The organism is Duganella sp. Leaf126 (assembly GCF_001423125.1).
GTDB lineage: Bacteria > Pseudomonadota > Gammaproteobacteria > Burkholderiales > Burkholderiaceae_D > Rugamonas.
In genome coordinates, this window is record NZ_LMNW01000001.1 from 109,029 (window position 1) to 135,846 (window position 26,818).

General features: G+C 66.2%; 20 protein-coding genes. 4 read left to right on the forward strand and 16 right to left on the reverse strand.

All coding sequences use genetic code 11. The annotated features are described in order from the left end of the window. Positions 1-109: 109 nt before the first annotated feature. Positions 110-1,798, forward strand: a complete 1,689-nt coding sequence (locus ASF61_RS23830) for an FAD-binding domain-containing protein (RefSeq protein WP_056149944.1) — start codon at positions 110-112, stop codon at positions 1,796-1,798. Here the strand turns inward: ASF61_RS23830 and ASF61_RS00380 are convergent. From ASF61_RS00380 to ASF61_RS00405, 6 genes are all read right to left on the reverse strand, one after another. Next, positions 1,781-2,488, reverse strand: a complete 708-nt coding sequence (locus ASF61_RS00380) for a hypothetical protein (RefSeq protein WP_056149947.1) — start codon at positions 2,486-2,488, stop codon at positions 1,781-1,783. The genes ASF61_RS23830 and ASF61_RS00380 overlap by 18 nt on opposite strands. Before the next feature lie 86 nt (positions 2,489-2,574). Further along, on the reverse strand, positions 2,575-3,978 hold the full coding sequence (locus tag ASF61_RS00385; protein WP_156369415.1) for an alkaline phosphatase: 1,404 nt from the start codon (positions 3,976-3,978) through the stop codon (positions 2,575-2,577). Positions 3,979-4,000: 22 nt separating this feature from the next. Next, positions 4,001-5,488: an alkaline phosphatase gene (locus ASF61_RS00390; RefSeq protein ID WP_229205661.1), complete on the reverse strand. Its 1,488-nt coding sequence runs from the start codon at positions 5,486-5,488 to the stop codon at positions 4,001-4,003. A 91-nt stretch (positions 5,489-5,579) separates the two neighbouring features. Beyond that, positions 5,580-6,674, reverse strand: coding sequence for a calcium:proton antiporter (locus ASF61_RS00395; protein WP_373994513.1), 1,095 nt, complete (start codon positions 6,672-6,674; stop codon positions 5,580-5,582). Positions 6,675-6,764: 90 nt separating this feature from the next. Continuing rightward, entirely contained in the window at positions 6,765-9,128 is a 2,364-nt protein-coding gene (locus tag ASF61_RS00400; RefSeq protein WP_056151153.1) for a DNA polymerase II, read from the reverse strand. 55 nt (positions 9,129-9,183) lie between these two features. Beyond that, positions 9,184-10,245, reverse strand: coding sequence for a LacI family DNA-binding transcriptional regulator (locus ASF61_RS00405; protein ID WP_056149952.1), 1,062 nt, complete (start codon positions 10,243-10,245; stop codon positions 9,184-9,186). A 133-nt stretch (positions 10,246-10,378) separates the two neighbouring features. Here ASF61_RS00405 and ASF61_RS00410 point away from each other — a divergent pair, with 133 nt between their 5' ends. Next, positions 10,379-11,605: an MFS transporter gene (locus ASF61_RS00410; protein WP_056149957.1), complete on the forward strand. Its 1,227-nt coding sequence runs from the start codon at positions 10,379-10,381 to the stop codon at positions 11,603-11,605. Between the two features lie 6 nt (positions 11,606-11,611). Here ASF61_RS00410 and ASF61_RS00415 read toward each other — a convergent pair whose 3' ends face one another. The 6 genes from ASF61_RS00415 to ASF61_RS00440 all read right to left on the reverse strand — a co-directional run bounded on the left by ASF61_RS00415 (position 11,612) and on the right by ASF61_RS00440 (position 18,419). Further along, the gene (locus ASF61_RS00415) at positions 11,612-12,313 is read right to left on the reverse strand and encodes a histidine phosphatase family protein (protein WP_056149960.1); all 702 of its coding nucleotides are present in this window, start codon (positions 12,311-12,313) and stop codon (positions 11,612-11,614) included. Positions 12,314-12,320: 7 nt separating this feature from the next. Beyond that, a complete protein-coding gene (locus ASF61_RS00420; protein ID WP_229205662.1) occupies positions 12,321-12,974 on the reverse strand; it encodes a membrane integrity-associated transporter subunit PqiC in 654 nt (217 codons plus the stop codon). After that, on the reverse strand, positions 12,971-14,593 hold the full coding sequence (locus ASF61_RS00425; protein ID WP_056149963.1) for an intermembrane transport protein PqiB: 1,623 nt from the start codon (positions 14,591-14,593) through the stop codon (positions 12,971-12,973). The genes ASF61_RS00420 and ASF61_RS00425 overlap by 4 nt, the downstream gene beginning before the upstream one ends. Next, complete coding sequence (locus ASF61_RS00430; RefSeq protein ID WP_056149970.1) at positions 14,586-15,854, reverse strand: paraquat-inducible protein A; 1,269 nt, start codon at positions 15,852-15,854, stop codon at positions 14,586-14,588. The genes ASF61_RS00425 and ASF61_RS00430 overlap by 8 nt, the downstream gene beginning before the upstream one ends. Positions 15,855-15,942: 88 nt before the next feature. Beyond that, positions 15,943-17,178, reverse strand: a complete 1,236-nt coding sequence (locus ASF61_RS00435) for a M20/M25/M40 family metallo-hydrolase (protein WP_056151158.1) — start codon at positions 17,176-17,178, stop codon at positions 15,943-15,945. Positions 17,179-17,186: 8 nt separating this feature from the next. Next, positions 17,187-18,419 (reverse strand): urate hydroxylase PuuD, encoded by a 1,233-nt coding sequence (locus ASF61_RS00440; RefSeq protein ID WP_056149973.1) that lies wholly within the window; start codon positions 18,417-18,419, stop codon positions 17,187-17,189. Positions 18,420-18,541: 122 nt separating this feature from the next. On the opposite strand from ASF61_RS00440, the gene ASF61_RS00445 reads away from it, so the two are divergent. Then, on the forward strand, positions 18,542-19,480 hold the full coding sequence (locus ASF61_RS00445) for a LysR family transcriptional regulator (RefSeq protein ID WP_056149976.1): 939 nt from the start codon (positions 18,542-18,544) through the stop codon (positions 19,478-19,480). A gap of 177 nt (positions 19,481-19,657) precedes the next feature. Further along, the gene (locus tag ASF61_RS00450) at positions 19,658-21,436 is read left to right on the forward strand and encodes an allantoate amidohydrolase (RefSeq protein WP_056149979.1); all 1,779 of its coding nucleotides are present in this window, start codon (positions 19,658-19,660) and stop codon (positions 21,434-21,436) included. Between the two features lie 442 nt (positions 21,437-21,878). On the opposite strand, the gene ASF61_RS00455 is transcribed toward ASF61_RS00450, so the two are convergent. From ASF61_RS00455 to ASF61_RS00470, 4 genes are read right to left on the reverse strand one after another with little or no spacing between them, the layout of a single operon-like run. Continuing rightward, on the reverse strand, positions 21,879-22,685 hold the full coding sequence (locus ASF61_RS00455) for a DUF6624 domain-containing protein (protein ID WP_056149983.1): 807 nt from the start codon (positions 22,683-22,685) through the stop codon (positions 21,879-21,881). 41 nt (positions 22,686-22,726) lie between these two features. Next, positions 22,727-23,968: a Zn-dependent hydrolase gene (locus tag ASF61_RS00460; RefSeq protein ID WP_056149985.1), complete on the reverse strand. Its 1,242-nt coding sequence runs from the start codon at positions 23,966-23,968 to the stop codon at positions 22,727-22,729. A gap of 2 nt (positions 23,969-23,970) precedes the next feature. Continuing rightward, positions 23,971-25,368, reverse strand: coding sequence for a dihydropyrimidinase (gene hydA / locus ASF61_RS00465; protein WP_056149988.1), 1,398 nt, complete (start codon positions 25,366-25,368; stop codon positions 23,971-23,973). Continuing rightward, the gene (locus ASF61_RS00470) at positions 25,365-26,810 is read right to left on the reverse strand and encodes an NCS1 family nucleobase:cation symporter-1 (RefSeq protein ID WP_156369416.1); all 1,446 of its coding nucleotides are present in this window, start codon (positions 26,808-26,810) and stop codon (positions 25,365-25,367) included. The genes hydA and ASF61_RS00470 overlap by 4 nt, the downstream gene beginning before the upstream one ends. Positions 26,811-26,818 lie beyond the last annotated feature (8 nt).

Here is a 26,818-nt window from a genome sequence, read left to right on the forward strand (position 1 = left end):
GCCCGCCCTCCCGATCGCCACACCGCAGCCGCCCACAGTGTGGGCCATCGCGCGCCTCCCGTGCGAACATGTCGCCAATGGCATGGATAGACGAGGAGCGTGGCTAGCAATGAACACCGTGTTGTTCTGGTTCCGTAACGACCTGCGCCTGCACGACCAGCCGGCCCTGCAGGCAGCGTTGGCCGGCGGCGCCCGGCACCTGCTGCCGGTCGCATTCCTGCTCGCTGACGATGAACCCACGCATTGGGGCTGGGAGCGTGTCGGCCCGCTGCGCCGGGCATGGCAGCGCAGTGCGTTGCGCGACCTGGACCGGCAGCTGACCGCGCTCGGCTGTCCGCTGCTGCTGTGCGACGGCGATCCGGCCATGGTGCTGCCGGCGCTGGCGCAGGCGGTCGATGCGACGGCACTCTACTGCGAAGAGATCGCCGCGCCCGAGGAGCGGCAGCAGGTGGCAGCGCTGCGGGCGGCCGGGTTGACCGTCCACACCACGTGGCAAAGCAGCCTGCTCGATCCGCGGCATTTGCCCTGGACGCCCGATGCGCTGCCGGCCAGCTACACGCCGTTTCGACAGGCAATCGAGCGTGCGCTGCAGATCGGAGCACCAGCAACAGCAACAGCGCCAGCGCCGTCCGCCGGGCAGCTCGCGCCAGCGCCAGCTGGCAAGAAGCGCCGGCAACGCAGCGCTGCGCTCAAGGCGCCGGCACCGGCAACAGCGCTGCTCGCGCCGTCGTTCATGCTGCCGGCACCGCTGCAGCCGCCTGCCGCCCTGTTGCCATGGCCACCCGGGGCCGCCGAGGCCATTGCGTCGCTGCCCGGCTACCGCACGGAGCTGCTCAGTGCCACCGACATGCCGACTGACGGCAGCGCGCCAGCAGCGACGACCAGCTGCGCCACCGCGCCGAATACTTTGCCGGAAATGCCAGGCGCCGACCGCACTATCCGGTCCACTGCTTCAGAAGCGCCAGGCGCTGATCGCGCCGCCTGGTCCACCGCGCCGCAAACGCCAGTTGGCGACGCGTCCACTGCCGCCGACGACGCCCTGCTGTCCGACCCGCGCTCCTCGCTGCCGGCCGGTCCGGCCGGGCTGCAGGGTGGCGAAACCGCTGCGCTGGCGCATCTGCAGCAGTACCTGCAGCGGCGCCTGCCCGACAGCTACAAGCGCACCCGCAACCAGTTGCATGGCGTGGATTTTTCCAGCAAGTGGTCGCCGTGGCTGGCCAACGGCGCGCTGTCGCCCCGGCGCATCATGGCCGAGGTGCGCGCCTATGAGGCGCAGCACGGCGCCAACGAGGGCACTTACTGGCTGTGGTTCGAACTGCTGTGGCGCGACTATTTCCGCCTGCTGCACCTGCAGTACGGCGCAGCGCTGTACCGCGCGCGCGGACTATCGACGCAGCCACTGGCTGCGCCTGCCTGCACGGCAGACCAGCGCACCGCGCAGCTGGCACGCTGGCGCCACGGCGACACCGGCCAGCCGCTGGTCGATGCAGCCATGCGCGAATTGCTGCACACCGGTTACCTGAGCAACCGCCTGCGCCAGGCGGTGGCCAGCTATCTGCTCAACGAGCTCGATGGCGACTGGCGCGCGGGCGCGGCGTGGTTCGAATCGCGGCTCATCGATTACGACGTGTACAGCAACCAGGGCAACTGGCTATACATCGCCGGGCGCGGCACCGACCCGCGCGGCGGGCGCCACTTCAACCTCGACAAGCAAACGGTCGAGCACGATGCGGACGGCGCCTACCGCGCGCTGTGGGCACGCGACCAGCCGGCCTGCACGCTAGTCGAGAAAATCTGAATATTCGCGCTGGGCATAACCCTGCAGCCTGGTCCATGGCGCAGCCGTGGCACCGGGGCGGGCCGTGACGTCCACCCGGCGATAAAAAGTGCCGGCCTTGTCGCCGCTTTCGATCGTCAGCGGAATCTGGCGCTGCTCGTCCCACAGCACGCGCTGGTAGACGCCGTTGTCCTCGCGTTCGCGCCAGCGGGCACCGGGCACGGTGCTGGCGCGGCCGGTCACGGTCATGGTTTTCAGCAGGCGCGGGTCGAGCAAATAAAACGCGCGGTCCCACGAGCCGTCGAAATTGACGTTCTCGAACTCGGTGGCGGGAATCGCGACCACCGCCTTGTCGCGGGCATCGACCAGCTCCAGGCGCGGCGTCTTGCCGGCGTTGACCAGGTGGCGCGGCATGGCAATGTGGTCGAGCCCGTGGTGGTGATCGCCCGCGTCGTCCCGAAGCCGGGCGGCGCTGGCCGGCAGCACCCGCGCGGTCCACACGTGACCGGGGCGGCGCAGCATGGTTTCCTCGTAGCGCGATTCGCGCGTAACGCCGTCAGGCGTCAGGGTTTTGCTGTAGTAGCTGATGGTGACATCGAGGTCGGGCGCGGCAGCGACGCCAGGCGGGGCGCTGGCCACGGCGTGCACGGTGCCGGCCAGGCTCACGGTAGCAATCAGGAGCGAAAAACGCGAAGGGCGCGAGAGGTGCATGCGGTGTTCTCTATCGGTTCAGACGAGGGGCGGAACATCCGCCATGCCGCAGGTCGGGGCATGGCGGATTCGATGGCAGCGCCGGTTTAAAACCCGAACGCCGTCTTCAGCAGGCCGAACACCCTGGTGTTGTCGAGCGTGCCCTTGAACGGCTTGGCGCCGGCGCCGGTGGCGAACAGTTTGACGTCGCCGCCGCCGTGGGTTTCGCTGGCCAGCCGCACACCGGTTTCCTGCAGATAGTTGTCCGCCATCACGGTCGTGCTGTCGAGGTTGTCGCGCAGGTTCGGGCGGTTCGGACCGTTGCCGAAGACCAGCGTGGTATAGGTCTTGCCGTCCGCATCCCTGGCCGGCTGGCCATCGCGGTAGCCGCGGTTGATGTCGAGGATGGGATTGCCGCGCTTGCCGTAACCGTTGAAGGCCAGCGTGTGGTCGTGGTCGGCGGTGACCACGATCAGGGTGTTGGCCAGGGTCGGATCGGTCAGTTTGGCTTTTGCCAGCGCGGCCTTGACGGCGTCGTCGAAGGCGATGGTATCGGTCAGCGCGCGCTTGGCGTTGGTGCCGTGCAGCGCGTGGTCGATGCGGCCGCCCTCGACCATCAGGAAGTAGCCATTGGCATTCTGCGACAGCAGGTCCATGGCCTTGACCGTCATCTCGGCCAGGCTCGGTTGCGTGGCGCCCTCGCCCAGCGGCGGCGTGGCGGTGCGATCGAGCTCGTATTCGAGGTGGCTGCGGCTGCTGTACAGGCCGATGAATTTCTTGCCGCTGGCAGCATTCATCTCGGTCTTGTTGGCCGCGACCGTGTAGCCCTTGGCGGCCAGTTCGGCCAGCAGGTTGCGGCCGTCGGCGCGGCCGGCGGTGTTGGTTGCGCCGTAAGGCGTGAAGTGGTTGCGCCCGCCCCCCATCAATACATCGACACCATCGCCGAGCGCCGTATTGAAGCCGGCGCCGCCGGGCACCAGCTGCGCGGCGATCTGGTACTGCGCGTTGCGGTTGCAGATGTGCGACCAGGCCGTGGCCGGCGTGGCGTGGGTCAGCTCGGTGGTGGTGACCGTGCCCACGGCCTTGCCCTTGGCCTTGGCCAGTTCCAGGATGGTGGTCGCTGGCGTGCCGTTGCCGGCAGCGCAGTTGTTGACGCCAAGGTTGCCGTTGACGTCGCGGCCAGGGTTGGTGGCAACGGTTTCGGTCGACATCGAGATCACCTCGTTGTTCATCTTCACGCCGGTCATGTAGGCGGCCATCGACGGTGCGCTGTCGGTGGTCTGGGCGTCGGCCGAGAAGGTCTTGATGCGCGCGGTACGCTCGAGCGTGTCCATGGTCAGGCTGCCGTCTTCACCGTATTTGTAGATGCGGGCGGCAGTGATGGTGGTGGGGCCCATGCCGTCGCCGAGGAAGAAGATGATGTTCTTGGCTTCGCCGGCAGCGTATGCTGGAGCGGCGAAGGACGTGGCGAGGCCCAGGGCCAGGCTGGCCGCGATCAGGGTAGGTTTCATGAACTGGTATCCGTGTGAAAAGTTACAGGCCGACGGCGGTCTTGACCAGGCTAAACACCTTGGTGTTGTCGATGGTGCCGGTAAAGTTCTCGGCGCCCTTGCCGATGGCGGCCAGGAACACGTCGGTGCCGCCGTGGGTCTCGCTGCCGGCAGCCACGCGCACCACGGCTTCCTGGTGGTAGGTGTTGGCGCCCGTGACGCTCTCGTCCAGGCTGGCCATGCTGCTGCGGTTGCCCTGGGTGCGGTTTTCGCCGTTGCCGAAGCCAATGATCGAATACGGGGCGCCGTCGAGGTCCTTGTCCACGGCGCCGGTCACGTAGTTCTTTACCACGCCCAGCACGCCGGCATTGGCGGCCGTGGTCTTGCCCGTGCGCTTGGCGTAACCGTTCAGCACCAGCGTGTGGTCATGGTCGGCGGTGACCACCACCAGCGTGTTTTTCAGGTCCGGGTCGGCGACGCGGGCCTTGGCCAGCACGGCCTTGATGGCGTTGTCGAAGGCCACCATGTCGTGCAAGGCTTTCTTGGCCGTGGTGTCGTGCAAGGCGTGGTCGATGCGGCCGCCCTCGACCATCAGGAAATAGCCCTTGCTGTTCTTGGCCAGCACATCCATCGCCTTGGTCGCCATCTCGGCCAGGCTCGGTTCCTTGGCCGGGTCGCGGTCGAGGTCATAGCTCATGTGGCCGGACGTGAACAGCCCCAGCAGGCGCTCGGTCTTGCTGGCGTCGATGGCGTTCAGCTCGGTGACATTGCTGACGTAGGCGGCGTTCTTCGCCTTCATTTCGTTGATCAAGTTGCGGCCGTCGCTGCGCTTGCCGCCGGCAGCGACCGGCACGAAGAACTGGCTGCCGCCACCGAGCAGCACGTCGAGCCCTGAGCCGAGCGCGGTATTGAAACCGGCGCCGCCCGGCACCGAGGCAGCAGCGATGTCGTTTTCGAGATCGCGGTGGCAGATGTGGGCGTAGGTGGCGGCTGGCGTGGCGTGGGTGACGCGGGTGGTGGTGACCACGCCGGTGGCCAGGCCCTGGGCCTTGGCCTGTTCCAGCAGGGTCGGCACCGGCGCGCCGTTGGCGGCGCCGCAGTTGTTGCCGAGCTTGTTGCCGTTGGCGTCGGCCACCGGATCGACCGCCACCGTGTTGGATGACATCGACAGCACTTCGTTGTTCATCTTGACGCCGGTCATGTAGGCCGACATCGACGGCGCGCTGTCGGTCACCTGGGCGTCGTTGGAATAGGTCTTGACGAAGGCGGTCTCGGGCAACGTATCGACGGTCAGCTCGCCGTCTTCGCCGACCGCGTAGATGCGGGCGGCCGTCATGGTGGTCATGCCCATGCCGTCGCCGAGGAAGAAGATCACGTTCTTCGGTGCGGCGGCCACCGGCGTGGTGGCGCCGCCATTGTTGAGCGGGGTCGAGTCGCTGTTGCAGCCGGCCAGCAAGGCGGCGGTCAGGCCGGCCAGCAGCGGCAGGCGCAGGGGAAGCAGCAGCGGCTTGCACAGGGAGTTGCGGTTCATAGCGTAGTTCCGGCAATCGTTTTAAAGATTTGCAAGATACCAACGCGGCGTGACAAGCTGATGACAAGTTGTCACGCGCCGCAATTTCCCGCTATGGGACGATGGCCGTGAACAGGTAGACCGCGAAAATCACCAGGTGCACCGTGCCCTGCATCACCGTGGTACGGCCGGTGCCAAGCGACAGCGTGGCAACGATCAGCGACAGCAGCAGTAACACGCTGGACTTGACGTCGATCCCGAGCGACAGGGTCCAGCCCGTCATCAGCGAGACGATGGCCACGGCCGGAATGGTCAGGCCGATACTGGCCAGCGCCGAACCGAGCGCCAGGTTCAGGCTCGTCTGCAGGCGGTTGGCGCGCGCGGCGTGGAAGGCGGCAATGCCCTCGGGCAGCAGCACGACCGCTGCGATGATGATGCCGACCACGGCCTTGGGCGCGCCGAGCTTGAGCACGGTCGCTTCCAGCGTGGGCGACAGCATCTTGGCCAGCAGCACCACGCTGGCCAGGCAGGCCAGCAGCAGCGCGGCCGACAGCCAGGCCATCTTCAGCGGCGGCGGCGGTGCGTGGTTGTCTTCGTCGTTGGTCGCCGCTTCCGGCAGGAAGTAATCGCGGTGGCGCACCGTCTGCACCAGCACAAAGGTACCGTACAACACGACCGACACCAGCGCAATGAAGCCGAGCTGGCTGGCGCTGTACGACGGGCCGGGCACGGTCGTGGTGTAGTTGGGCAGGACCATGGTCAGGATCGAAATCGCCGCCAGCGTGGTCAGGGCGGCCGAGACGCCGGACAGCGTAAACGTCTGCTCGCCATGGCGCTTGGCGCCGGCCAGCAGGCACAGGCCCAGCATGCCGTTGAGGATAATCATGACTGCCGCAAACACGGTGTCGCGCGCCAGCCCGGCGGTGGACGCGCCGCCGGCGATCATTAGCGACACGATCAGCGCCACCTCGATGGCGGTCACCGCGATCGCCAGCACCAGCGTGCCATACGGCTCCCCGACCTTGTGCGCCACCACCTCGGCATGGAATACGGCTGCCAGCACGCCACCGAACAGGCCCGCCACCAGCAGCAAGGTATAGGCCAGGCCCAGCGTCTGCTGCGCCCCCAGCGCCTGACCGGCAATCAGCAACCACGCCACCACCGGCGCCGCCATCGACCACAGGGGCAAAGACTTCGTAATTTTCACTATGACGCTCCCGTACGTAGCTCAAGAAAACCCATTGTATCTTGTGCATCGTGCGGGCCCGGTTCCGCACCAGAACGCCCCCAGCTACGCTTAAAACAAACGCGATTGCATGGTGGTGAGGTTACCGAAACTGTCGTGCATCGGTTGCAGGATGGCGTCGGCGATCGGTTGCAGTTGCTTGGTCAGGTAGTGCTCGTAGTCGATCGGCGAGCGCAGCGCTTCCAGCGGTTCGGGGCCGCTGGTGGTCATCACGTAGCTGATCCAGCCGCCGTTCTGGTAGCGCAGCGGGCGGCGCTGCGCCAGGTAGTATTCGTCGGCCAGGCGCGCCGCGCGCACCTGCGGCGGCACGTTGACCTTGTAGTCGTCGAGCGGCTGGCGCAGGCGCTTGCGGTAGACCAGCAGATCGTCGCAGGCGCCGGCCAGCATGCGGTCGGCGTAGTCGCGCACGTAGTCCTGGTAAGGCTGGTTCTTGAAGATGCGCAGGAACAGGCCCTGCTGGAACTGCTGGGCCAGCGGCGTCCAGTCGCTGCGCGCCACTTCCAGGCCGCGATAGATCACCTCTTCTTCGCCACGGCCGTTGATCATCAGGCCCGCGTAGCGCTTCTTGCTGCCGAGGTCAGTGCCGCGGATGGTGGGCATGAAGAATTTCTGGTAGTGGGTGTCGAACTCGATTTCGAGGTGGCTCTCGAGCCCCTGCTTTTCCCTGAGCGTGGTGCGCCACCAGTCGTTGATGCCGTCGGCCAGCTGCTGGCCGATGGCCAGCGCATCGTCGTTGCGGTGCGCTTTTTTGAGCCAGATGAAGATCGAATCGGTATCGCCGTAGATCACGTCGTAGCCCTCGGCTTCGACCAGCGCGCGGGTCTGCTTCATCATCTGGTGGCCGCGCAGCGTCACCGACGACACCAGGCGCGGATTGAAGAAGCGGCACTCGGTGGCGCCCAGCACGCCGCAGAAGGAATTCATCAGCAGCTTCAGGGCCTGCGACAGCGGCTCGTTCTTCGCGCGCTTGGCGGCGTCGCGCTGCTGCCAGATCCGGGTGGTGATCTCGGGCAGGCAATGCCTGGTGCGCGAAAACACGGTGCCGTTGATACCTTCCACCTGGTCAGCCGGATCGGTGGCCGCTTCGCCCTCGATCAGCCCCACCGGATCGACCAGGAAGGTGCGGATGATGGACGGGTACAGGCTTTTGTAGTCGAGCACCACGACCGAGTCGTACAGGCCCGGCTTGGAGTCCATGACGAAGCCACCGGGCGACGCCCCGCCCGACACGTCACCCACGCTCGGTGCCACGTAGCCCTCGCGGTGCATGCGCGGCAGGTAGTGGTGGCTGAAGGCGGCGATCGAGCCACCCAGGTGGTCGGCCTGCAGGCCGGTGACGGTGGCGCGCTCGATCATGAAGGCCAGCAGGTTGGCCTGCTCGAAAATGCGCGTGACCAGCTCGCAGTCCCTGAGGTTGTAGTGCGCCAGCGCCGGCTTGTCCTGATGGAAGCGACGCTCGATCTCGGCCATCTTGTCGTCATCGCTGCCGATGTCCTTGCCCTCGCCCAGCATCTCGCGCGAGACGTTTTCCAGGCTGTAGGACTGGAACATCCACGACGCCGCCTTGAGCGCGTCGATCCCGTCAAGCACGATGCGGCCGACCACCGGCGCGAACATATAGCCCGGCTTGCCCGGATGCTCGCGCCATTCGATGGTCTTGCCTTCGCGGCCCAGCGCGAGCGCGATGCGGTGCTTGTCGGCGTTCTTCTGCAGCACCCGCAGATCGAACTGCACCACGTTCCAGCCGATGATGACATCGGGATCGTGCTGCGCGAACCAGGCGTTGAGGCGTTCGATGATCTGGCGCGGCGTGGCGCAGTAGTCGAGAGCGAAGTCGATGGCCTGGCCGGCGCTTTCGGGTGCGGCGCCCAGCATGTACACCTGGCGCTGGCCGCAGCCTTCCAGCGCGATCGAATACAGGTCGCCATGGGCGCTGGTCTCGATGTCGAGCGAGACGATGTTGAGCCTGGGCCGGTAGTCGGGCGCCGGTTTGAGCCGGCCATCGAAAATGGTGCACCCGTCGCTGCGGCCGCCCTCGACCTGCACGCCGGCCGAAATGAAGCGCTCCATCAGGTAGCGCTCGGGCGGACGCACATCGGCCTCGTACATGCGGATGCCATGCTCGCGCAGCGTGCGCTCGAGCGCCGTCAGAGCCTTGTAGCGCGAGGCGTACACGCCGATCACCGGCGCCTGGCCGAAGGTTTTCAGCTGCAGATCGCGCAGCTCGATGCCGGCGGCAGGGTCGATCAGGGCCGCGATGGCCGCGCGCTGTCCTGCCTCGGCAAAGGCGACCGATGTCTGCGCGGTCAGCCGGACCTTGCGGGGGCCGTCATCGGTGGCCAGCCAGAAGTGGATCTCGGTGCCGTGCGCGGTATCGCGCCAGTGGCGCGTGAGAATGAAGCCGGTGCAGGTCATGCCGGCATTATACTGTACACACATACAGGCAAGTACGTGGCAACAGCGCCTGAATTCAGGCGCTGTCGCGCTCGATGATCGAGAAGCCGATATCGTGTATCCGCTCGCCCACCTCGCGCTCGTGCGAGCGGTCCAGGATGTAGCGCGCGGCCATGGTGCCGATCAGGGCGCCGTCGATGCGCACCGTGGTCAGCGCCGGGTGCAGCTCGCGCGCAAACGCCAGGTCGCCCTGGCCCACCACCGCCAGCTGCGCCGGCACCGCGATGCCCAGCGCCTGCGCCTCGGTCAGCACACCGAGTGCCACCATGTCCGAGCTGCAGAACACGGCGTCGATGTCGGGATGCTGCGCCAGCAGCGCGCGCAGGCCGGTGCGCCCGAAACCGGTATTGGTGGGCGCGGGCGCCACCAGGGCCGGCACGGCCGCCTCGCCCGGCGCCGCCATGCCCAGCGCAACGGCCTCTGCCGAGAATGCGCCCATGCGGCGCCGCGCGCGGTCGTCGTCGGCGCCGAGCGTGGCGACGCGGCGGCGGCCGCGCCCATGCAGGTACGCGGCCACCGCCTGCCCCACTTTTTCGTGCGAAAAACCGATCAGCATGTCGATCGGATCGGGCGTCAGGTCCCAGGTTTCCACCACCGGGATGCCGCTGCTGAGCAGGCGCTTGCGGCCGGCCGGCGAATGCATGATCCCGGTCAGCACCACGCCGTCGGGACGGCGGCCGATGATCGCCTCCAGCAGCTCGTCCTCGCGCGAATTTTCGTAACCGGACTGCCCCAGCATGACCTGGTAGCCGTGCTGCGCCAGCGCCGCCGTGAGCGACTGCACCATCTCGAGGAAGACGTTGCCGGTGATGGTCGGTATCACTGCGGCCACCAGGCGGCTCTTGCGCGACGCCAGGCCGCCGGCCAGCATGTTCGGTACATACCCGGTCTGCGCCACCGCGTCCTTCACGCGCTGCATGATCGCGTCGGACACCACGCTGGGATTGTTCAGGGCGCGCGACGCGGTGATCGGCGCCACCCCGGCCAGGCGCGCGACGTCGCGCAGCGTGATGCCGCCGCTGTTACGGCGGCGCCGGGGGCTGTCGGTACCGGGCGGGTTGTCGATGGGATCGGTCATGCTGCGATTCTAACAGGTGGCCCGGCAGAGCTGGGGCCGGGCGATCGCTCGCCCGGCCGACTTGATTTAAATTGCATTAAAAGTAACAATAGGCGTCTAGCACCAACCCGACCTTCCTTCTGCAGGCCCTGACATGACCGACAACGCGCTGCGACCGCCCCCCATCCTGCTGATGGTCTTGCTGCTTTTTGCTACCCAGGCGTGCACCGATATCTACCTGCCCGGCTTGCCGCAGATCGCACGCGAGTTCGGCGTACCGATGAGTGTCAGCAATCTGACCATTTCGGCCTATAACTACAGCCAGGCCGTGTTCGTGCTGTTCATCGGCGTCGTCAGCGAATTGTGGGGCCGCCGCCCCACCATCCTCTGCTGCCTGCTGGTGCAGATCCTCGCCTCGGCCTGGATCGCCCTGTCCACCAGCATGCCGACCATGATCGCGATGCGCGTGGCGCAGGCGCTCGGCAGTGCCGCCATCTACATCGTCCTGCGGCTGGTCATCAAGGACACGATGGACAAGAAGGCGCAGCTGCACGCCACCGGCCTGCTGGTGGTCGGGCTGGTGCTCTCGCCGATCCTGGCGCCGGTGCTGGGCGCGTGGATCGTCAAGGTCTCCAGCTGGCGCAACTGCTTCTGGGCCATCGCGCTGTTCGAACTGCCGCTGTTCGCCTGGGCCTGGTTAGCGATCCGGGAGAGCAACCACCGGCAGCAGGCGTTCCGCCAGGCCTTCAGCCTGCAGGCCCACCTGCGCGCGTATGCCAGCGTGCTGCGCAACCGCTATTTTTTGAGCCTGGCGCTGATCGTCGGCTCGGCATTTGCCGCCTTCTATGCCTTCATCGGCATTTCCAGCTTCATGTACATCGACCAGTACCGGATCGCGGAAACCAGCTATGGCTGGCTGTTCGTCGGGATCGCCGGCGCCTACCTGTTCGGTAACCGCGTGATGAGCAAATTGAACGAAAACAACCTGGCGCCGCAACGGATCGTCGGCATCGGCATCGCCATTTCCCTGCTGGGCGCCCTCGTAGTCGCCGCCCAGTCAGCGAGCCATGACACCCTGCTCACCGTCGCGCTGCTCACGCTGGGAAGCTGTCTGCTGCGCCTTGCCACGGCCCTCATCAACCCGCCGGTGCAGGTGATGGTGACGAACCAGTTCCAGGACCAGGGCGCCCATGCATTGGGACTGCTCACCTGCATCCAGTACGGCTTCGCCGGTGCAGGCACCATGGTGGTATCGGGCCTGCCGCTGACGCCGAGCGCCAATTTTACGGTCAGCACAATCCTGTTCACGGTGCTGGCGCTGGCCGGCTATCTGTGCGCGACCAAGACAGGGTCGCGCGCAGCCCGGTCCGATCCCCGCTAGGCGTCGCTAGCGGTAGGTCAGCACGTCAGGTCCGCCGAGCGCTTCCAGGTGCGCATAGTTGTTGAAGTAATCAAGGCCGAATTCGCCGGGCCGGTGCAGCAGCCGGGTCACCGAGCAGTTGGCCATCTTCCAGGTCATTTCCATCACCTGGTAATCCTGCAGGCCCAGCACGTGCTGCATGACGGTGGCGATCACGCCGCTGGAGGTGAAGACCAGCGTGGCCTGCTTGCTGTCGGGGCGGTCGAGGCGCTCCAGCGCGGCCACCACGCGGCCGCGAAACTCCGGCCATGCTTCCGCATACTGGTCGTCGTGCCAGCCTGTCATCCAGCGCTGCATCGCCGCGCGGAACAGCTGCTCCATGGCGCGCTGCGGCGCGGGCTGGCCGGCCAGCCGCAGCGCCAGCGCTGCCGGGTCGGCAAATTCCGGACAATGGCGCAGCATCACCTCGTGGTGGTCGAACTCGGCGAAGCCCGCTTCGGTATCGCGGAGGGATGGCCACGCGCCGGCCGGCATCTCGGCCTGGCACGCGTGCGCTGCCTGCGCATGGCGCACCATGCCGCCGGTGAGCACGCGGTGGAACTGCTGACCGCGACTGGCAAACCACCGGCCCAGCAGGCGCGCCTGCTGCACGCCGCGGGCCGAGAGCTGGTCGTAATCGGCACTGCCGAACGAGGCCTGCGCGCTGCGCACCAGGAAAATCTGTCCCATGGCCGGCCTACGGTTGCGCAGCCGCTGCGGCCGACGCGGACGGGCAGGCGGCGCTGCCATTGACCGCCAGCGCGCGCACCACGGCAGCGACATCGTTGCCCAGGCGCGCCACGGCGCGGCGGTGGCCGGCCACCAGCGCCTCATTGCCGGCACCCACGGTCTCGCTGGTCACGGTGCGGCAGGTCAGTACCTGCGGACTGCCTACACGGCGCACGCTCCAGACGGCGTCGAGCAGCGCGTATTTGCCCGGCGCCGATTCGAAGCGCTGGACGTTGGTGCTGATGCGGTACACGGTGGCGCCGTCCGGCGTCGGCGTGCGGAACACGTCCACCGCGCCGAGCGCGCCGGTCACCACCTGGGACAGGGCCTGGCCGATTTCCGCCGCCGGCGGCGAGGTCCACAGGTCCTGCTCCAGCAAATCCATGCGCCCGTCGGTGACCACCACCAGCTGCTTGCGCGTCACCTGCTGCGGCACGGTCACTGCCGGAATCTCGACATAGTAGTTCGGCGCCGCGCCGCTGTGCGCGGCGGGCGTGCCCATGCCGGTGGCCAGGCTGTAGAAACGGTCCGGCGGCGTGCTGGAGCAGCCGGCAAGGGCCAGCGCAGCAGCGGCAGCGATTGCGGCGGCCACGCGGGCACGGCGATACGGGCGTTGCATCATTTCTTCTCTCCTTTTTTCTCCGGCTTGCCGCGGATGAGGGACTCGGGATGGCGTTCCAGGTAGTCCGACAGCGCATTGATCGACTCCATGGTCTGCGTCAGCTGCTGCAGCGCCTCGCGCAGGTCGGACTGCACCGGCGAATCCTTCTGCAGCAGTTCGTCGGCGGTGCTGAAGGTCTTGCGCGCCGCGCCCAGCGTGTCTTTCATCTCGGGCACCACCTGCGCGTCGAGCTGCTTGAGCAGGATGTTGGCGCTCTTGAGGGTGTCGCGCAGGTTGGTACCGATTTCCTCGAACGGCACTTTATCGAGCTTGCGGGCGATGCTCGAGAGCTGGGTCTGCAGCTCGTCGAGCGTGTTGGGCACGGTCGGAATCTCGAGCGGATCCTTGCTGGTATCGACCTTGACCGACGGTGCGTTGGGGAAGAAGTCGAGCGCCACGTACAGCTGTCCGGTGAGCAGGTTCCCGGTGCGCAGCTGGCCGCGCAGGCCGCGCGCCACCATGCGCTCCATCAGCTGCGGCCCGGCATTGCGGTCTTGCTCGTTATCGATGCTCTTCTGGAAGGCGCGCCCGAGACGTGCCGGGTACATGTCCACCGTGACCGGCATGCGGAAGGTTTTCTTGACGCGGTCGTATTCGACGCCGACCGAGCGCACTTCGCCCAGCACGATGCCGCGGAAGTCCAGCGGCGCGCCCTGCGACAGCCCGCGCAGCGACTGGTCGAAGTACAGCACGGTGGTGATTGCCGGGCCGTCCGGGTCGCGCAGTGCGCTGGCCTGGTCGGCGGCCAGCAGGAACTGGCTGCCTTGCGGCGCCACGGCGTCCGGCTTCTGGCCGTTGGCGCTTTCGAAGGCGATGCCGCCGACCACCAGCGCTGCCAGCGATTGGGTATTGAGCTTGAAGCCCGACGAATCGAGCCGGACATCGACACCGCTGGCATGCCACCAGCGCGTGTTCTTGCCCACGTACTGGTCGTACGGCGCGCGGATGAACACCTTGAGTTTCACGCCGCGCCCCTGCTCTTCGAGGTCGAAGGCGGTCACCCGGCCGACGGCGATGCGGCGGTAATAGATCGGCGAACCCACATCGACCGAGCCGAGGCTCTCGGCATGCAGGGTGTACAAGCTGCCCTTTTCGTCGGCCGCCACCTGCGGCGCTTCTTCGAGCCCGGTGAATTCGGTGGCGGTATCCTCGGACTTGCCGGCATCGACCCCGATGTAGGCGCCGGACAGCAGCGTACCGAGCCCCGTCACGCCGGTGGCGCCCACCTTGGGCCGCACCACCCAGAAGCGGGTATCGGTGGCGGCGAAGCGCTCGGCATCCTTGCTCATGTCGATCTTGACCAGCACCTTGGACAGGTCGCGCGCGATCGAGATCGAACGCACGATGCCGATATCGACATCCTTGTATTTGACCTTGGTCTTGCCCGGCTCCAGGCCGTCGCCGCTGCGGAAACTCACCGTCATCGACGGTCCCTGGTCGACAAAGGTCTTGATCACCAGGCCGACGCCGATCAGCGCTGCCAAGAGCGGGATCAGCCAGACCAGCGATGGCAGCCAGCGATGGGATTTTTCGACAGCCGGTTCGTGCACCGGCGCCCGGTGGTCTTCGTTTTCAGGCATGCTTTTCTCCATGTGATTCGACGGGGTCCCAGATCAGGCGCGGATCGAACTGCATCGACGCCATCATCGTGAGCACCACCACGGCGCAGAACGCCAGCGCGCCTGGGCCGGCGGTGATCACCGCCAGCGACTGGAAGCGCACCAGCGCCACCGTCAGCGTAATGACAAAAATATCGAGCATCGACCAGCGGCCGACGAATTCGACGATGCGGTACAGCGCCGTGCGCTGGTCCGGGCGCCAGCGCGAACGGCGCTGGGCGGTGGTCGCCAGGATGGCCAGCGCCACCAGCTTGAGCACGGGCACCGCGATACTGGCCACGAAGATGATGATGGCCAGTGCCTGCGAGCCGCTGTTCCAGAACAGCAGCACGCCGCTGATGATGGTGTCATCCTCCTTGCCGAGCAGCGAGTTGGTGTACATCACGGGCAGCAGCATGGCGGGGAGGTAGAGAATGGTGGCGGCCAGCAGCAGCGCCCAGGTACGGCCCACGCTGTTCGGGCGGCGGCGGTGCAGCGCCGACTTACAGCGCACGCAGCGCTGGTGTCGGCCCTCTTCGGGCGCGACCAGGCCGCAGCTGTGGCAGGCCACCAGCGGCGCGCCCGCGGCCAGCGCGCGGTAATTGACTTGCGACTGCGACGGCCGCATGCCCTTCGGTCCCGGCAGGTGCTCGCCGATATTCCACAGGATTTTCGGATCGAACGACATCACCACGGCCAGCATCAGCGTCAGCACGGCAAACGCAAACAGGCCCGGATGCACGATGACGCGGGCCAGGCTGGTCATCTTGACGATGGTGATCAGGATGCCGATCATCAGCACTTCCGTCATGCCCCAGCGGCGCGCCGTGCCGAGCGCACGCAGCATGGAGTCGAAGCCGGGCGGCCGGCGCCCCCGGCTCAGCGCCAGCGTGACATAGAACAGCGCTCCCAGCTCGACGGCCGGCAGCACGATGGTAAACAGCGTGACGACGGTGGCGACGATTTCCATCTTCTCGCGCCAGAGCACGTAGATCGCGCCCAGCAGCGTGGAATCGATGCTGTAGCCGCTGACGGACAATTCGACGATGGGAAAGAACTGGGCGATCAGGAAGGTGAAGATGGCGGCCAGCGTGATGGCGGCCATGGCGCGCGGGTCGGACCGGATGCCGCGATACAGGATCGAGCCGCAACGCACGCACCGCGCCTTTTCGCGCGGTTGCACAGGGCGATGCTGGTGCAGCACCCCGCAGTCGTGGCAGCTGATCAAGTCGTAGCGATACACGGTCCGGCCGTAAGGAGGAAAACATTCGTATCATACGGCAATACCACCGCGCACAATTGTGCGGCGGGACCGGTTTCTTGGCAGTTATTTACTTGCCTCCCAGGAAATCGAACAACGTGGCGGCCACCACCTTGGTCGCCTTGCGCAAATCGTCGAGGCTGAGGCGCTCGTCGGCCTTCTTGGCGTTCGATTCGGGCACCGTGCGCGGGCCGGCGCCGTACAGCACGGCCGGAATGCCGTATTCGCCGTACAGGCGCGCGTCCGCGTACAGCGGCGTGCCCTGGGCCGGGATGGTCTCGCCCAGGTAGGTCTCGGCGTTGCGCTGGAGGCTGGCCACCAGGTGCGCCGTCCCGGGCAGCTCGCGCAGCGCGTGCGACAGCAGCAGGCGCTTGATCTCGAGCGTGATGCCCGCCTGCCCTGCCACCGCCTGCTCGATCAGCGCGCGCACCTGGGCCTCGACCTGGACCGGATCCTCCTCGGGTATCATGCGGCGGTCGAGCTTGAGCACCACCTTGCCCGGCACCACGTTGGTGTTGGTGCCGCCATCGATACGACCCACCAGCATGGTCGGCGAGTCGATGCCGGCGATGCCGGACTTGATTTTCTTGAGTTCGGGCAGCTGGTCGTAGAGCGCGTTGAGGATGCGGGTGGCCGCCTGCAGCGCATCGTGTCCCGTTTCCGGCATGGCGCCGTGACCCGATTTTCCGTGGACCGTGACTTCCAGCTGCAGGCAGGCGTTATGGGCGGTGACGATGTGGTAGCTGAAGCCTGCCGCAATCACGTAATCGGGCCGGGTCAGCTTCTGGTCGAGCAGCCAGCCGGGGCCCAGCAGCCCGCCGAATTCCTCGTCGTAGGTGAAGTGCAGCTCCAGCGCCCCCTGCAGCGGCACGCCCAGCGCTTCCAGCGCGCGGGTGGCGAAGAGATAGGTGGCAAAATCGCCCTTGGAGACGGCAGCGGCGCGGCCATAGATATAGCCCTGGTCGACCACGCCGCCGTACGGCGGATAGGTCCAGTTGTCGCCGGGCGGCACCACGTCGCCGTGGGCGTTGAGCGCCAGCGTGGGACCGCCGCTGCCGTAAGGGCGGCGCACGATCAGGTTGGTGATGCTCTCCATGCCGTACTCGCGCACCTGCTGCTGCGGCACCGCGTGCCGTTCGGCAGTCCAGCCGTATGCCTGCACCAGGTCGGCCACCATCTCGGCGTGCGGCGCGTTATTGCCGGGCGGGGTGTCGGTGGGAATGCGCAGCAGCTGCTGGAGCACGCCCAACTGCTCGTCGAAATGGGCGTCGATCCACTGCGCCAGTCGGTCTTTTTGGTCGTTCATGTCGGCTTTCATTGTGCGCCGGCCTGGTACCAGGCGGCGATCTGCGCCCGTTCGGCGTCGGTCATCTGGGTCAGGTTCGCCAGCGGCATGGCTTTGAGCTGGACCGTCTGCTTGTAGATCTTCTCGGCGTTCTGACGGATTTCCGCCTCGTGCTCGAGCATGATGCCGGCCGGCGCCGCGGCAAAACCGGGCTGCTTCGGTTGCGCGGCATGGCAGGCCACGCAGCGGTGGTCGATGACGGCTTTCACCTGCGCGAACTGTGCCGCCGCTGCCTGCGGGGCAGCGACAGCGGCACCGGTCACCGGGGCCGGGCGGCTCGGTGCGATCGCCACGGCCACCGTCGCCAGCAGCACCACGCCGATCGCCGGATAGCGCCATTCCACGCGGCCCTTGTGGCGCAGGTTGAAGAAGTGGCGGATGAACACACCGGCGGCCATGATCATGGCCAGCACCAGCCACGCATGGTCGTGGCGATAGGTCATCGCGTAGTGGTTGCTGATCATGATGAACAGCACCGGCAGGGTAAAGTAGTTGTTATGGACGCTGCGCTGCTTGGCCTTCTGGCCGTGCACCGGGTCGGGCATGCGGCCGGCCGACATGGCCTCGACCATCTTGCGCTGGCCGGGAATGATCAGCATCAGCACATTGCCCACCATGATGGTGCCGATCAGTGCACCGACGTGGATGTAGGCGGCGCGGCCGCTGAGCACATGGGTCAGGCCGAACGCCGCTGCCACGATCAGCGCGAAGATCACCACGCCGAACCAGAAGTCGTGCTTGCCCAGCGGCGAGCGGCACAGCAGGTCGTACACGGTCCAGCCGACGACCAGCGTGCCGATGCCGATGCCGACCGCCTGCCAGCTGGTGATGTCGGCCACCGATTTGTCGATCATCATGGCCTGGGCGTTGAAGTAGTAGGCGATGGTCAGCAGGGCGATGCCGGACAGCCAGGTGGAATAAGCCTCCCACTTGAACCAGTGCAGCTCCTTGGGCAGTTCGGCCGGCGCCACCAGGTATTTTTGCGGGTTGTAAAAGCCGCCGCCATGCACCGCCCACAGTTCGCCGGACACGCCTTTTTTCGCCAGGTCGGAACCTGGCGCCGGCGGACGGATCGAGTTGTCGAGCCAGACGAAATAGAACGAGGCGCCGATCCAGGCGATACCGGTAATGACGTGCAGCCAGCGCACCAGGAGGTTGAGCCATTCGAGGCCATAAGGGACGAGTGACGCGAACAATTCCATGGCTGCTCTTTCAGGTGGAGGCTAGGCTGATGTAAGGACGATAGTCGCAAATGCTGCATGGCACATGAACTATCGAGTATATTAAACATATCGCAATCTGTATAAACCGAACAAGACTTTTCATGGCCGCTCTCCCGCAACACCTGGACCTGCACCTGATCCGCATCCTGTACCTGCTGCTGGTGGAGAAAAATGTCTCGCGGGTGGCGCTCAAACTGAATCAGCCGCAGCCCTCGATTTCGGCGTCGCTGCGCAAGCTGCGCGAGCTGACCGGCGATCCGATCCTGGTCCGCGGCGCCCGTGGCATGGTGCCCACCCAGCACGGCGAAAGCCTGCTGCTGCCGGCCAAGCGCATCCTCGACGAAACCGAGAACCTGTTCCTGAAAAAGTCGCCGTTCGTGCCGCAGATCGAAGCGCGCACCTTCCACGTGGCCGCCCCCGATTATCTCGACAGCCAGTTCCTGCCGAATCTTGTTGCGCTTTTGCGACGCGGCTCGCCCAACAGCCGCGTCAAGATCCACAGCCTCGGTCCGCGCGTGGACTACGTGCGCCTGCTGTCGGACGGCGACATGGACCTCGTCATCGCCAACTGGGACGAGCCGCCCGAGCATCTGCACATGTCCAAGCTGTTCGAAGACCCGATCACCTGCGTGATGCGCGCCGACTGCCCGTACGCGCTGCGCACGCCCAGCGACGCCATGACGCTCGACGATTACCTGGCCCTGCCCCACGTGGCGCCCACCCAGCTGATGCCCGGCTACCTGGGCGTGATCGACGACTTCCTCGACCGCCAGGGCCTGCAGCGCAACGTGGTGGTGGAATCGGCCTACTTCGGCCTGATCCCGAACATGCTGGCGCAGACCGACCTGGTGCTGACCACGGGCCGCCAGTTCGTGCGCCAGTACGAAAAACAGATGCAGCTGAAAACCTATACCGTGCCGGTCAAGTTCCCGGCCATGCGTTTCTACCAGCTGTGGCACGAGCGTGTCCACCAGGCGCCCGAACACAAGTGGCTGCGCGACCAGGTGGCGGCGGCGGCCAAGGGCCTGACGCTGAAGTAAGCGGCTCCGAATGGCCCCCCACCGCGCCGGCGGAGAGCCGATGCATGTTTTCACCGTATAGGCGATAAACGGCGCGGCATATGTCGGATCTTCCCGCCCGCGCTATGATCGAGGTTCGCTCACATACAAGCCCATACATCCACACAACCACGCGTCCCCCGTGCGGACATCCACGCCATGACCACCGTCACCCTTTCCGAGCTCAATGGCTGCAACGCCGCCGCCTTCATCGACCACCTGCGCGGCATCTACGAACACTCGCCGTGGATTCCCGAGCGCGCGGCCGCGCAGCGGCCGTTCGCCAGCGACACGGCGCTCAAACTGGCCTTGCAGGACGTGGTCACGCGTGCCACGCTTGATGAACAACTGGGCCTGATCCGCGCCCACCCGGAACTGGCCGGCAAGGCCGCCGTCGCCGGCCAGCTTACCGAGGAATCGAGCAGCGAACAGGCAGCGTCGGGCCTGCACCTGTGCAGCGCCGCAGAGTACGCGCAGCTGCAGCAGCTCAATGCCGACTACAACGCGAAGTTCGGCTTTCCCTTCATCCTGGCCGTGAAAGGCCCGACCGGCAAGGGGCTGACACGGCGCCAGGTAATCGCCGCCTTCAGCCGCCGCCTGAACCATCGCCGCGATGACGAAATCGCCGAATGCCTGCGCCAGATCAAGCGCATCGCCGAGATCCGCCTGGGCGACCTGCTGGGCGTGTCGCTCGCCTTCGGCCCCGCCATCATGGCGTGGGCCGAAACCCTCGCTGCCTGGAGCGATATCGACGCCGGCCCCGGCCCCGGCCATGAACCGGATCTCACCTGCGCCTACCTGACGCCGGCCCACCAGCGCACCGCCGCCCAGCTGCGCGACTGGATGACCGACGCCGGCATGGACGCCCGCATCGACGCCGTCGGCAACGTGGTGGGCGTGTACCGCAGCGGTGCGCCGGGCGCGAAAACGCTGATGACCGGCTCCCACTACGACACCGTGCGCAACGGCGGCAAATACGATGGCCGCCTCGGCATCCTGCTGCCGATCGCGATCGTGCGCCACCTGCATCAACGCGGCGAGCAGTTGCCGTTCCAACTCGAGGTGGTCGGCTTCGCGGAAGAAGAAGGCGTGCGCTTCAAAAGCACTTTCCTCGGCAGTAACGCCATCACGGGACGCTTCGATATGGCGCTGCTTGACCAGCAGGACGCCGACGGCATCACGATGCGCGCGGCACTGGCCGCTGCCGGTCACGATGTCACGCACATCCCTGCCCTGGCCCGCCAGCCGCAGGACGTGCTGGCCTTTGTCGAGGTCCATATCGAACAGGGCCCGGTGCTGCTGCAGCGCGACCTGGCGCTGGGCGTGGTGACGGCGATTGCCGGCAGCTCGCGTTTCCTGGTGCAGCTGACGGGACTGGCCAGCCACGCCGGCACCACGCCCATGGACATGCGCAAGGACGCTGCCGCCGCGGCCGCCGAGATTGTGCTGCTGGTCGAACGGCGCTGCAGCCAGGCGCCATCGCTGGTGGGCACCGTGGGCCAGCTGACCGTCCCCGGCGGCTCGGTCAACGTGATTCCCGGCGCCTGCCAGCTCTCGCTCGACATCCGCGCCGCCGACGATGCGGTGCGGCAGGCCGCAGTGCAGGACGTCCTCGATGGCATCGCTGCCATCTGCGCACGGCGCCAGGTGACATTCACCTCCGAACAGATCGTCGACGCTGCCGCCGCCCCCTGCGCGCCACGCCTGATGGACCAGCTGGGCGCCGCAGTCGAACGCGCCAGCCTGCCGCGCTACGATCTGCTCTCGGGCGCCGGCCACGACGCGATGGCCATGGCCGCCATCACCGACGTCGCCATGCTGTTTACCCGCTGCGGCAACGGCGGCATCAGCCACAACCCGTTGGAAACCATGACGGCGGACGATGCCGACATCGCGGCGCGGGTGTTGCTCGACTTCATCCGCAACTTCCAAACTTAGGGGTCAGTTCCTCATGCAGTGAAGTTAAGCGAAAAGTATTAATTTTGTTGGCATAAAAACGTCGTCCCTGCGCAGGCGGGGACCCAAGTTGGCTGACATGTCGACGCATCTCGCGGAACTTGGGTACCCGCCTTCGCGAGTACGACGGAAATGAAGGGCCTAACTTAACGGCCATCGTAGGCACAGTGAGCATGATTGCCAGGGCGGGAAACACAACCGGCTTCCTGGGATGGCATCAACAGTTCCGATGGACCGGTGCAGGTGGCGCCGTCACCTTGCACGAGCTAGCGCGCGCCCATGTCCTCGATGCGCGGCCGGGCCGAGCAGGCAGCTCGCCTGCGCCCAGAGGACGACAGTGGACGTGGCGGTGCGTCGAGGGATGTTAATGGTCATGACCGGCATTTTACCGACGCCGCGCCCGGCAGCTTGCGCCACCACGGCGTCAGCGCTGCTGCGCTTTCTCCGCCCGCGCAGCCACCGGCAGATACGTCAGCCCGAACAAGCCGGCATATTCGGCCATGGTCGGTAGCCCGATGCTGCGGCGGCGGGCGTCGACGTTGGCTTCGTCCTCAATCGGTTGAAAATGCAGCGGTTCGCCGCCGAGCTGGGTGCCGTAACGTTGTGGTTTGCCTTCCGCCACCAGCAGCCTGTCTTCCAGCATCGCCAGCTCGCTGCCCAGCGCATCGTGCCGCTCCACCGCCTGCCGCAGCAGGGGGAGATATTTGCGCTGGGTGGCATCATCGGCGTGCTGCAAGACCAGGAAGGCGGTCTGCGAGGCCGGGCCGGCGAAGCGCAGGCCCGGCCAGCCGAAGGTGTCGATGATCTGCACCAGGCGATTGGCATTCGCAACATCGATGGCGGTTTGCCGGCGCCAGTCGTCATCGGTCAACGAGACGCCTGTCGCGTCGCGTCCCCGGTACAGCTGGTCGGACGCCGCCATCTTTTCCAGGTCCTGCATGGCTTTTGCCCGCTCGGCGCTGATGACTTCCCGGGTGAGCACGATGTCTTCGCCGAACAGCGCGATGGACTGGTCTGCCGGCAGTGTCAGGCGCCCTTGCACGTTGCCGGTCAGGTGCATGGCCTTGCCATCATTCTCCCTGTTGTTGGCAACCACGGAGAGTGTCGGCCGGACCCCGATCGGGAACAGCAGGCCGGCGACCGGCTTGCCGCCGGCGTAAATCGAGATCGTACCCTGGGTCAGGGCTTCTTCGGCGTGGCCGGTCTGCATCGCGCCCAGCGTCAGGCTCAAGGCCTGGACAACAAGCGCCGCTGCCGGCAAATAAGGTATTTTCAAGAGTCCACTTTCCCGGCGCGTTCGAGCATCGCATGCAGCAGGACGTTGCACCCGGCTTCAAGGTGCTCGGGCTTGGCGTCCTCGATTTCGTTGTGGCTGATGCCGTCCTTGCACGGCACGAAGATCATACCCGATGGCGCCAGGCGCGCCGCATAAATCGCGTCGTGGCCGGCGCCCGAGACCACGTCCATGGTCGGGTAACCGAGTCTGGCGGTGGCGTTGCGCACGGCGCTTACGCAGTCGGGGTGGAACGGGCATGGCGGATAGTACGACACGCGGTCGAGCGCAATCGTCAGACCGGTGTCGCTGCGCGTCTTGTCGATAAATGCCAGCAGCTCGGCGTGCATGGTGTTCAGCAGGTCGTCGTTCACGTTGCGCAGGTCGATGCTGAATTTGACTTCGCCCGGGATCACGTTGCGGCTGTTGGGGAACACTTGCACCATGCCCACGGTGCCGCGCCCGTACGGCGGGTAGCGGTGGGCGATGGCCACCACTTCCTGCATGATGACGGTGGCCACCTGCAGCGCGTCCTTGCGCAGTCCCATCGGCGTAGGGCCGGCGTGCGCTTCCATGCCGGTCACCACGCAGTCGTACCACGACAGTCCCATCACGGCCGGCACCACGCCGATCACCTTGCCCGCGTCTTCGAGTACCGGGCCCTGTTCGATATGGGTCTCGAAGTAGGCGCCGATCGGATGTTCGCCGGGCACCTGGTCGCCGCGGTAGCCGATGCGGGCGAGTTCTTCGCCCACGGTCTTGCCGTCGATGTCCGTGGCCGCATACGCGGTCTCCAGGCTGAAGGCGCCGCAGAAGACGCCGGAACCCATCATCACCGGCACGAAGCGCGAGCCTTCCTCGTTGGTCCAGAACGCTACCTCGATCGGCGCTTCGGTGCGGATATTCAAATCGTTCAGTGTACGCACCACTTCCAGCCCGGCCAGCACGCCGTAATTGCCGTCGAACTTGCCGCCGGTGGGCTGGGTGTCGATATGACTGCCGGTCATCACCGGCGGCAGCGCGTTATTGGCGCCGTCGCGGCGCATGAACACATTGCCGATCTGGTCGATCGTAATCGACATGCCCGCTTGCCTGCCCCACTGCACCACCAGGTCGCGCCCCTGCTTGTCGAGGTCCGTCAGTGCCAGGCGCTTGACGCCGCCCTTGGCGGTGGCACCGATCTGTGCCAGTTCCATCAGCGATGCCCACAGGCGGTCGCCATCAATGCGCAGGTCTGTCATGGTCAGGCTCCTTGGGTGGAATGGGTGAATGCCGGACGGTCGATGTGGCGGCCGGCGCCTTCCACGGCCATCAACTGGCCATGCTGGAACACCACCTTGCCCGCTGCCACCGTGGTGGACGGGATGCCCTTGACGGTGCGGCCCTCGAACACATTGAAGCCGCCCTTGGCAAACTGGGTTTTGGCGGAAATCGTGCGCGTACCCTGCGGGTCCCACACCACGATATCGGCGTCGGCACCGACGGCAATCACGCCCTTGCGCGGATAGATGTTGAAGATCTGCGCGGCGTTGGTGGAAGTCACGCGCACGAATTCCGACGGCGTCAGCCCCCCCGTGTTCACGCCGGCGTCCCATACCACCGCCATGCGGTCTTCCACCCCGCCGCAGCCGTTCGGGATCCTGGTGAAGTCGTCCTTGCCGGCTGCCTTTTGCTCGGCACAGAAGGTGCAGTGGTCGGTGGCGGTCGTATGCAGGTTGCCGCTTTGCAGACCGTCCCAGAGCGCCTTCTGATGGTGCTTGCTGCGAAACGGTGGGCTCATCACGTGGCCCGCTGCATAGGCGAAATCCTCGCTCTGGTACACGCTTTCGTCGATCACCAGGTGGCCGGCCAGCGCCTCGCCGTACACGCGCTGGCCGTGCGACCGCGCCCGGGTGATGGCCTCGAGCGACTCCGCGCACGAGACGTGGACGATGTACACGGGGGTGTTGAGCACATTGGCGATCGCAATCGCGCGGTTGGCCGCCTCCGCTTCCACCGCCGGCGGGCGCGATAGCGGATGCGAGGCGGGACCGGTCAGCCCTTGCCTGAGCAGATCCTGCTGCAGCTGATACACGAGCTCCCCGTTTTCTGCATGCACGGTCGGGATCGCACCGAGTTCGAGCGACCGGCGGAAGCTTTTGACCAGGGTCTCGTCGTCGGCCATGATGGCGTTCTTGTACGCCATGAAGTGCTTGAAGCTGTTGACGCCATGGTCGCGCACCAGGATGCCCATGTCGCGGTGCACGGTATCGTCCCACCAGGTAATGGCCACGTGGAAGCTGTAATCGCCGGCCGACCTGGCTGCCCACTGGCGCCACTGTCGGTAGGCGTCGATCAGGTTCTGCTGCGGCGCCGGGATCACGAAGTCGATGATGGTCGTGGTGCCGCCGGCCAGACCGGCTGCCGTACCGGTAAAAAAATCGTCCTCGGTGACGGTGCCCATGAACGGCAGATTCATGTGGGTGTGCGGGTCTATCCCGCCCGGCATCACATACTGGCCGCCGGCGTCGATCACGCGGGCCGATGCCGGGGCCTCGAGATTTTCGCCCACGGCCACGATCTTGTCGCCGTCGCACAGCACATCGGCGCGAAACGCGCGGTCGGCGTTGACGACGGTGCCGCCCCGAATCAAGGTAGTCATGCAGGTCTCCTTTTCCCTTTCATCATGATGCCGTAGGCGATGGCCGAGATGGCCACGCCGACGAACCATGCATAGGTGTAGATGGTCTTGAACAGCGGGCCCACGCCCGGGAACGACGCCGGAAACGCAGCGTTGAGAAAGCCCGGAATATTGGGCAGCACGCCGACGATGAACGCTGCCAGCGCGGCCACGTTCCAGCCGCGCAGTGATCCCCCGGGATAGCTATAGCAGCCGTTCTCGCGGTACAAATCGTCGACCTCGAGCTGGGTCTTGCGCACCAGGTAGTAATCGACGATCAGAATGCCGGCGATGGGGCCGAGCAGCGCCGAGTAGCCGATCAGCCACGTGAAGATATAACCCTCGGTCGATTCCAGCAGCTTCCACGGCATCATGACAATCGCGATGGCTGCCGTCAGGTAGCCGCCCGTGCGGTAGCTGATCCGGCTGGGCGCCAGCGCCGAAAAATCGTAGGCCGGACCCACCAGGTTGGCGGCCAGGTTGACCGATACCGTGTCGATCAGCAGGATGATCAGCCCCACCAGCACCGCCACGCCGGTCATGCGGCTGGCCAGGTCCACCGGATCCCAGATCGCCTTGCCGTACAGGACCACCGTGGCAGAGGTGACGATCACCGCCATCATCGACAGCAGCGCCATCGGCACCGGCAGGCCGACCGACTGGCCCACCACCTGGTCGCGCTGGGTTTTGGCAAAGCGGGTAAAGTCGGGAATGTTCAACGCCAGCGTGGCCCAGAAACCGACCATGGCGGTCAGCGAGGGCCAGAACACGGACCAGAACTGGCCCGCCTTCTTGCCGCCGGCGACGAACTGCGAGGGCGCCGACAGCAGGTCGCCAAAGCCGCCGGCCTTGCTGTGGACCCAGCCCAGCAAAACAAAGCAGATCAGGATCTTCAGCGGCGCCGTGTAAGTCTCCAGCTTGCGGATCGACTCCATGCCATGCACGATGTAGTACAGCTGGATGGCCCAGAACGCCAGGAAGCACAGCAGCTGCGCACCATTGATGCCGAGGATGGCGATCCGGGCGCCGCCGATCTCGCTGCCCGCCAGCACGCCGAGCAGGGTATAGATCATCTGGCCGCCGAACCAGGTCTGGATGCCGTACCAGCCGCAGGCGACGATGGCGCGCATGAGTGCCGGCAGTTTGGCACCGGAAGTGCCGAACGACGCGCGCGCCAGCACCGCGTACGGGATGCCGAACTTGGTGCCGGCATGGCCGATCAGCAGCATCGGCAGCAGCACGATGGCATTGGCGATGAATACCGTGAGTACCGCCTGGTAGCCGGACATGCCGCCCTCGATCAGGCTGGCCGACAGCGTGTACGCCGGGATGCACATCACCATGCCCACCCACAGCGCCGCAAAATGGTACCAGCGCCAGGTGCGCTGGGCAGCGGTGGTCGGCGCCAGGTCTTCGTTCCACAACTGCGTGC

Coding starts and splice junctions, on each gene's coding strand:
- ASF61_RS23830 (WP_056149944.1), top strand. CDS start 110: ATGAACACCGTGTTGTTCTGGTTCCGTAACGACCTGCGCCTGCACGAC.
- ASF61_RS00380 (WP_056149947.1), bottom strand. CDS start 2,488: ATGCACCTCTCGCGCCCTTCGCGTTTTTCGCTCCTGATTGCTACCGTG.
- ASF61_RS00385 (WP_156369415.1), bottom strand. CDS start 3,978: ATGAAACCTACCCTGATCGCGGCCAGCCTGGCCCTGGGCCTCGCCACG.
- ASF61_RS00390 (WP_229205661.1), bottom strand. CDS start 5,488: ATGAACCGCAACTCCCTGTGCAAGCCGCTGCTGCTTCCCCTGCGCCTG.
- ASF61_RS00400 (WP_056151153.1), bottom strand. CDS start 9,128: ATGACCTGCACCGGCTTCATTCTCACGCGCCACTGGCGCGATACCGCG.
- ASF61_RS00405 (WP_056149952.1), bottom strand. CDS start 10,245: ATGACCGATCCCATCGACAACCCGCCCGGTACCGACAGCCCCCGGCGC.
- ASF61_RS00410 (WP_056149957.1), top strand. CDS start 10,379: ATGACCGACAACGCGCTGCGACCGCCCCCCATCCTGCTGATGGTCTTG.
- ASF61_RS00415 (WP_056149960.1), bottom strand. CDS start 12,313: ATGGGACAGATTTTCCTGGTGCGCAGCGCGCAGGCCTCGTTCGGCAGT.
- ASF61_RS00420 (WP_229205662.1), bottom strand. CDS start 12,974: ATGATGCAACGCCCGTATCGCCGTGCCCGCGTGGCCGCCGCAATCGCT.
- ASF61_RS00425 (WP_056149963.1), bottom strand. CDS start 14,593: ATGCCTGAAAACGAAGACCACCGGGCGCCGGTGCACGAACCGGCTGTC.
- ASF61_RS00435 (WP_056151158.1), bottom strand. CDS start 17,178: ATGAACGACCAAAAAGACCGACTGGCGCAGTGGATCGACGCCCATTTC.
- ASF61_RS00440 (WP_056149973.1), bottom strand. CDS start 18,419: ATGGAATTGTTCGCGTCACTCGTCCCTTATGGCCTCGAATGGCTCAAC.
- ASF61_RS00445 (WP_056149976.1), top strand. CDS start 18,542: ATGGCCGCTCTCCCGCAACACCTGGACCTGCACCTGATCCGCATCCTG.
- ASF61_RS00450 (WP_056149979.1), top strand. CDS start 19,658: ATGACCACCGTCACCCTTTCCGAGCTCAATGGCTGCAACGCCGCCGCC.
- ASF61_RS00460 (WP_056149985.1), bottom strand. CDS start 23,968: ATGACAGACCTGCGCATTGATGGCGACCGCCTGTGGGCATCGCTGATG.
- hydA (WP_056149988.1), bottom strand. CDS start 25,368: ATGACTACCTTGATTCGGGGCGGCACCGTCGTCAACGCCGACCGCGCG.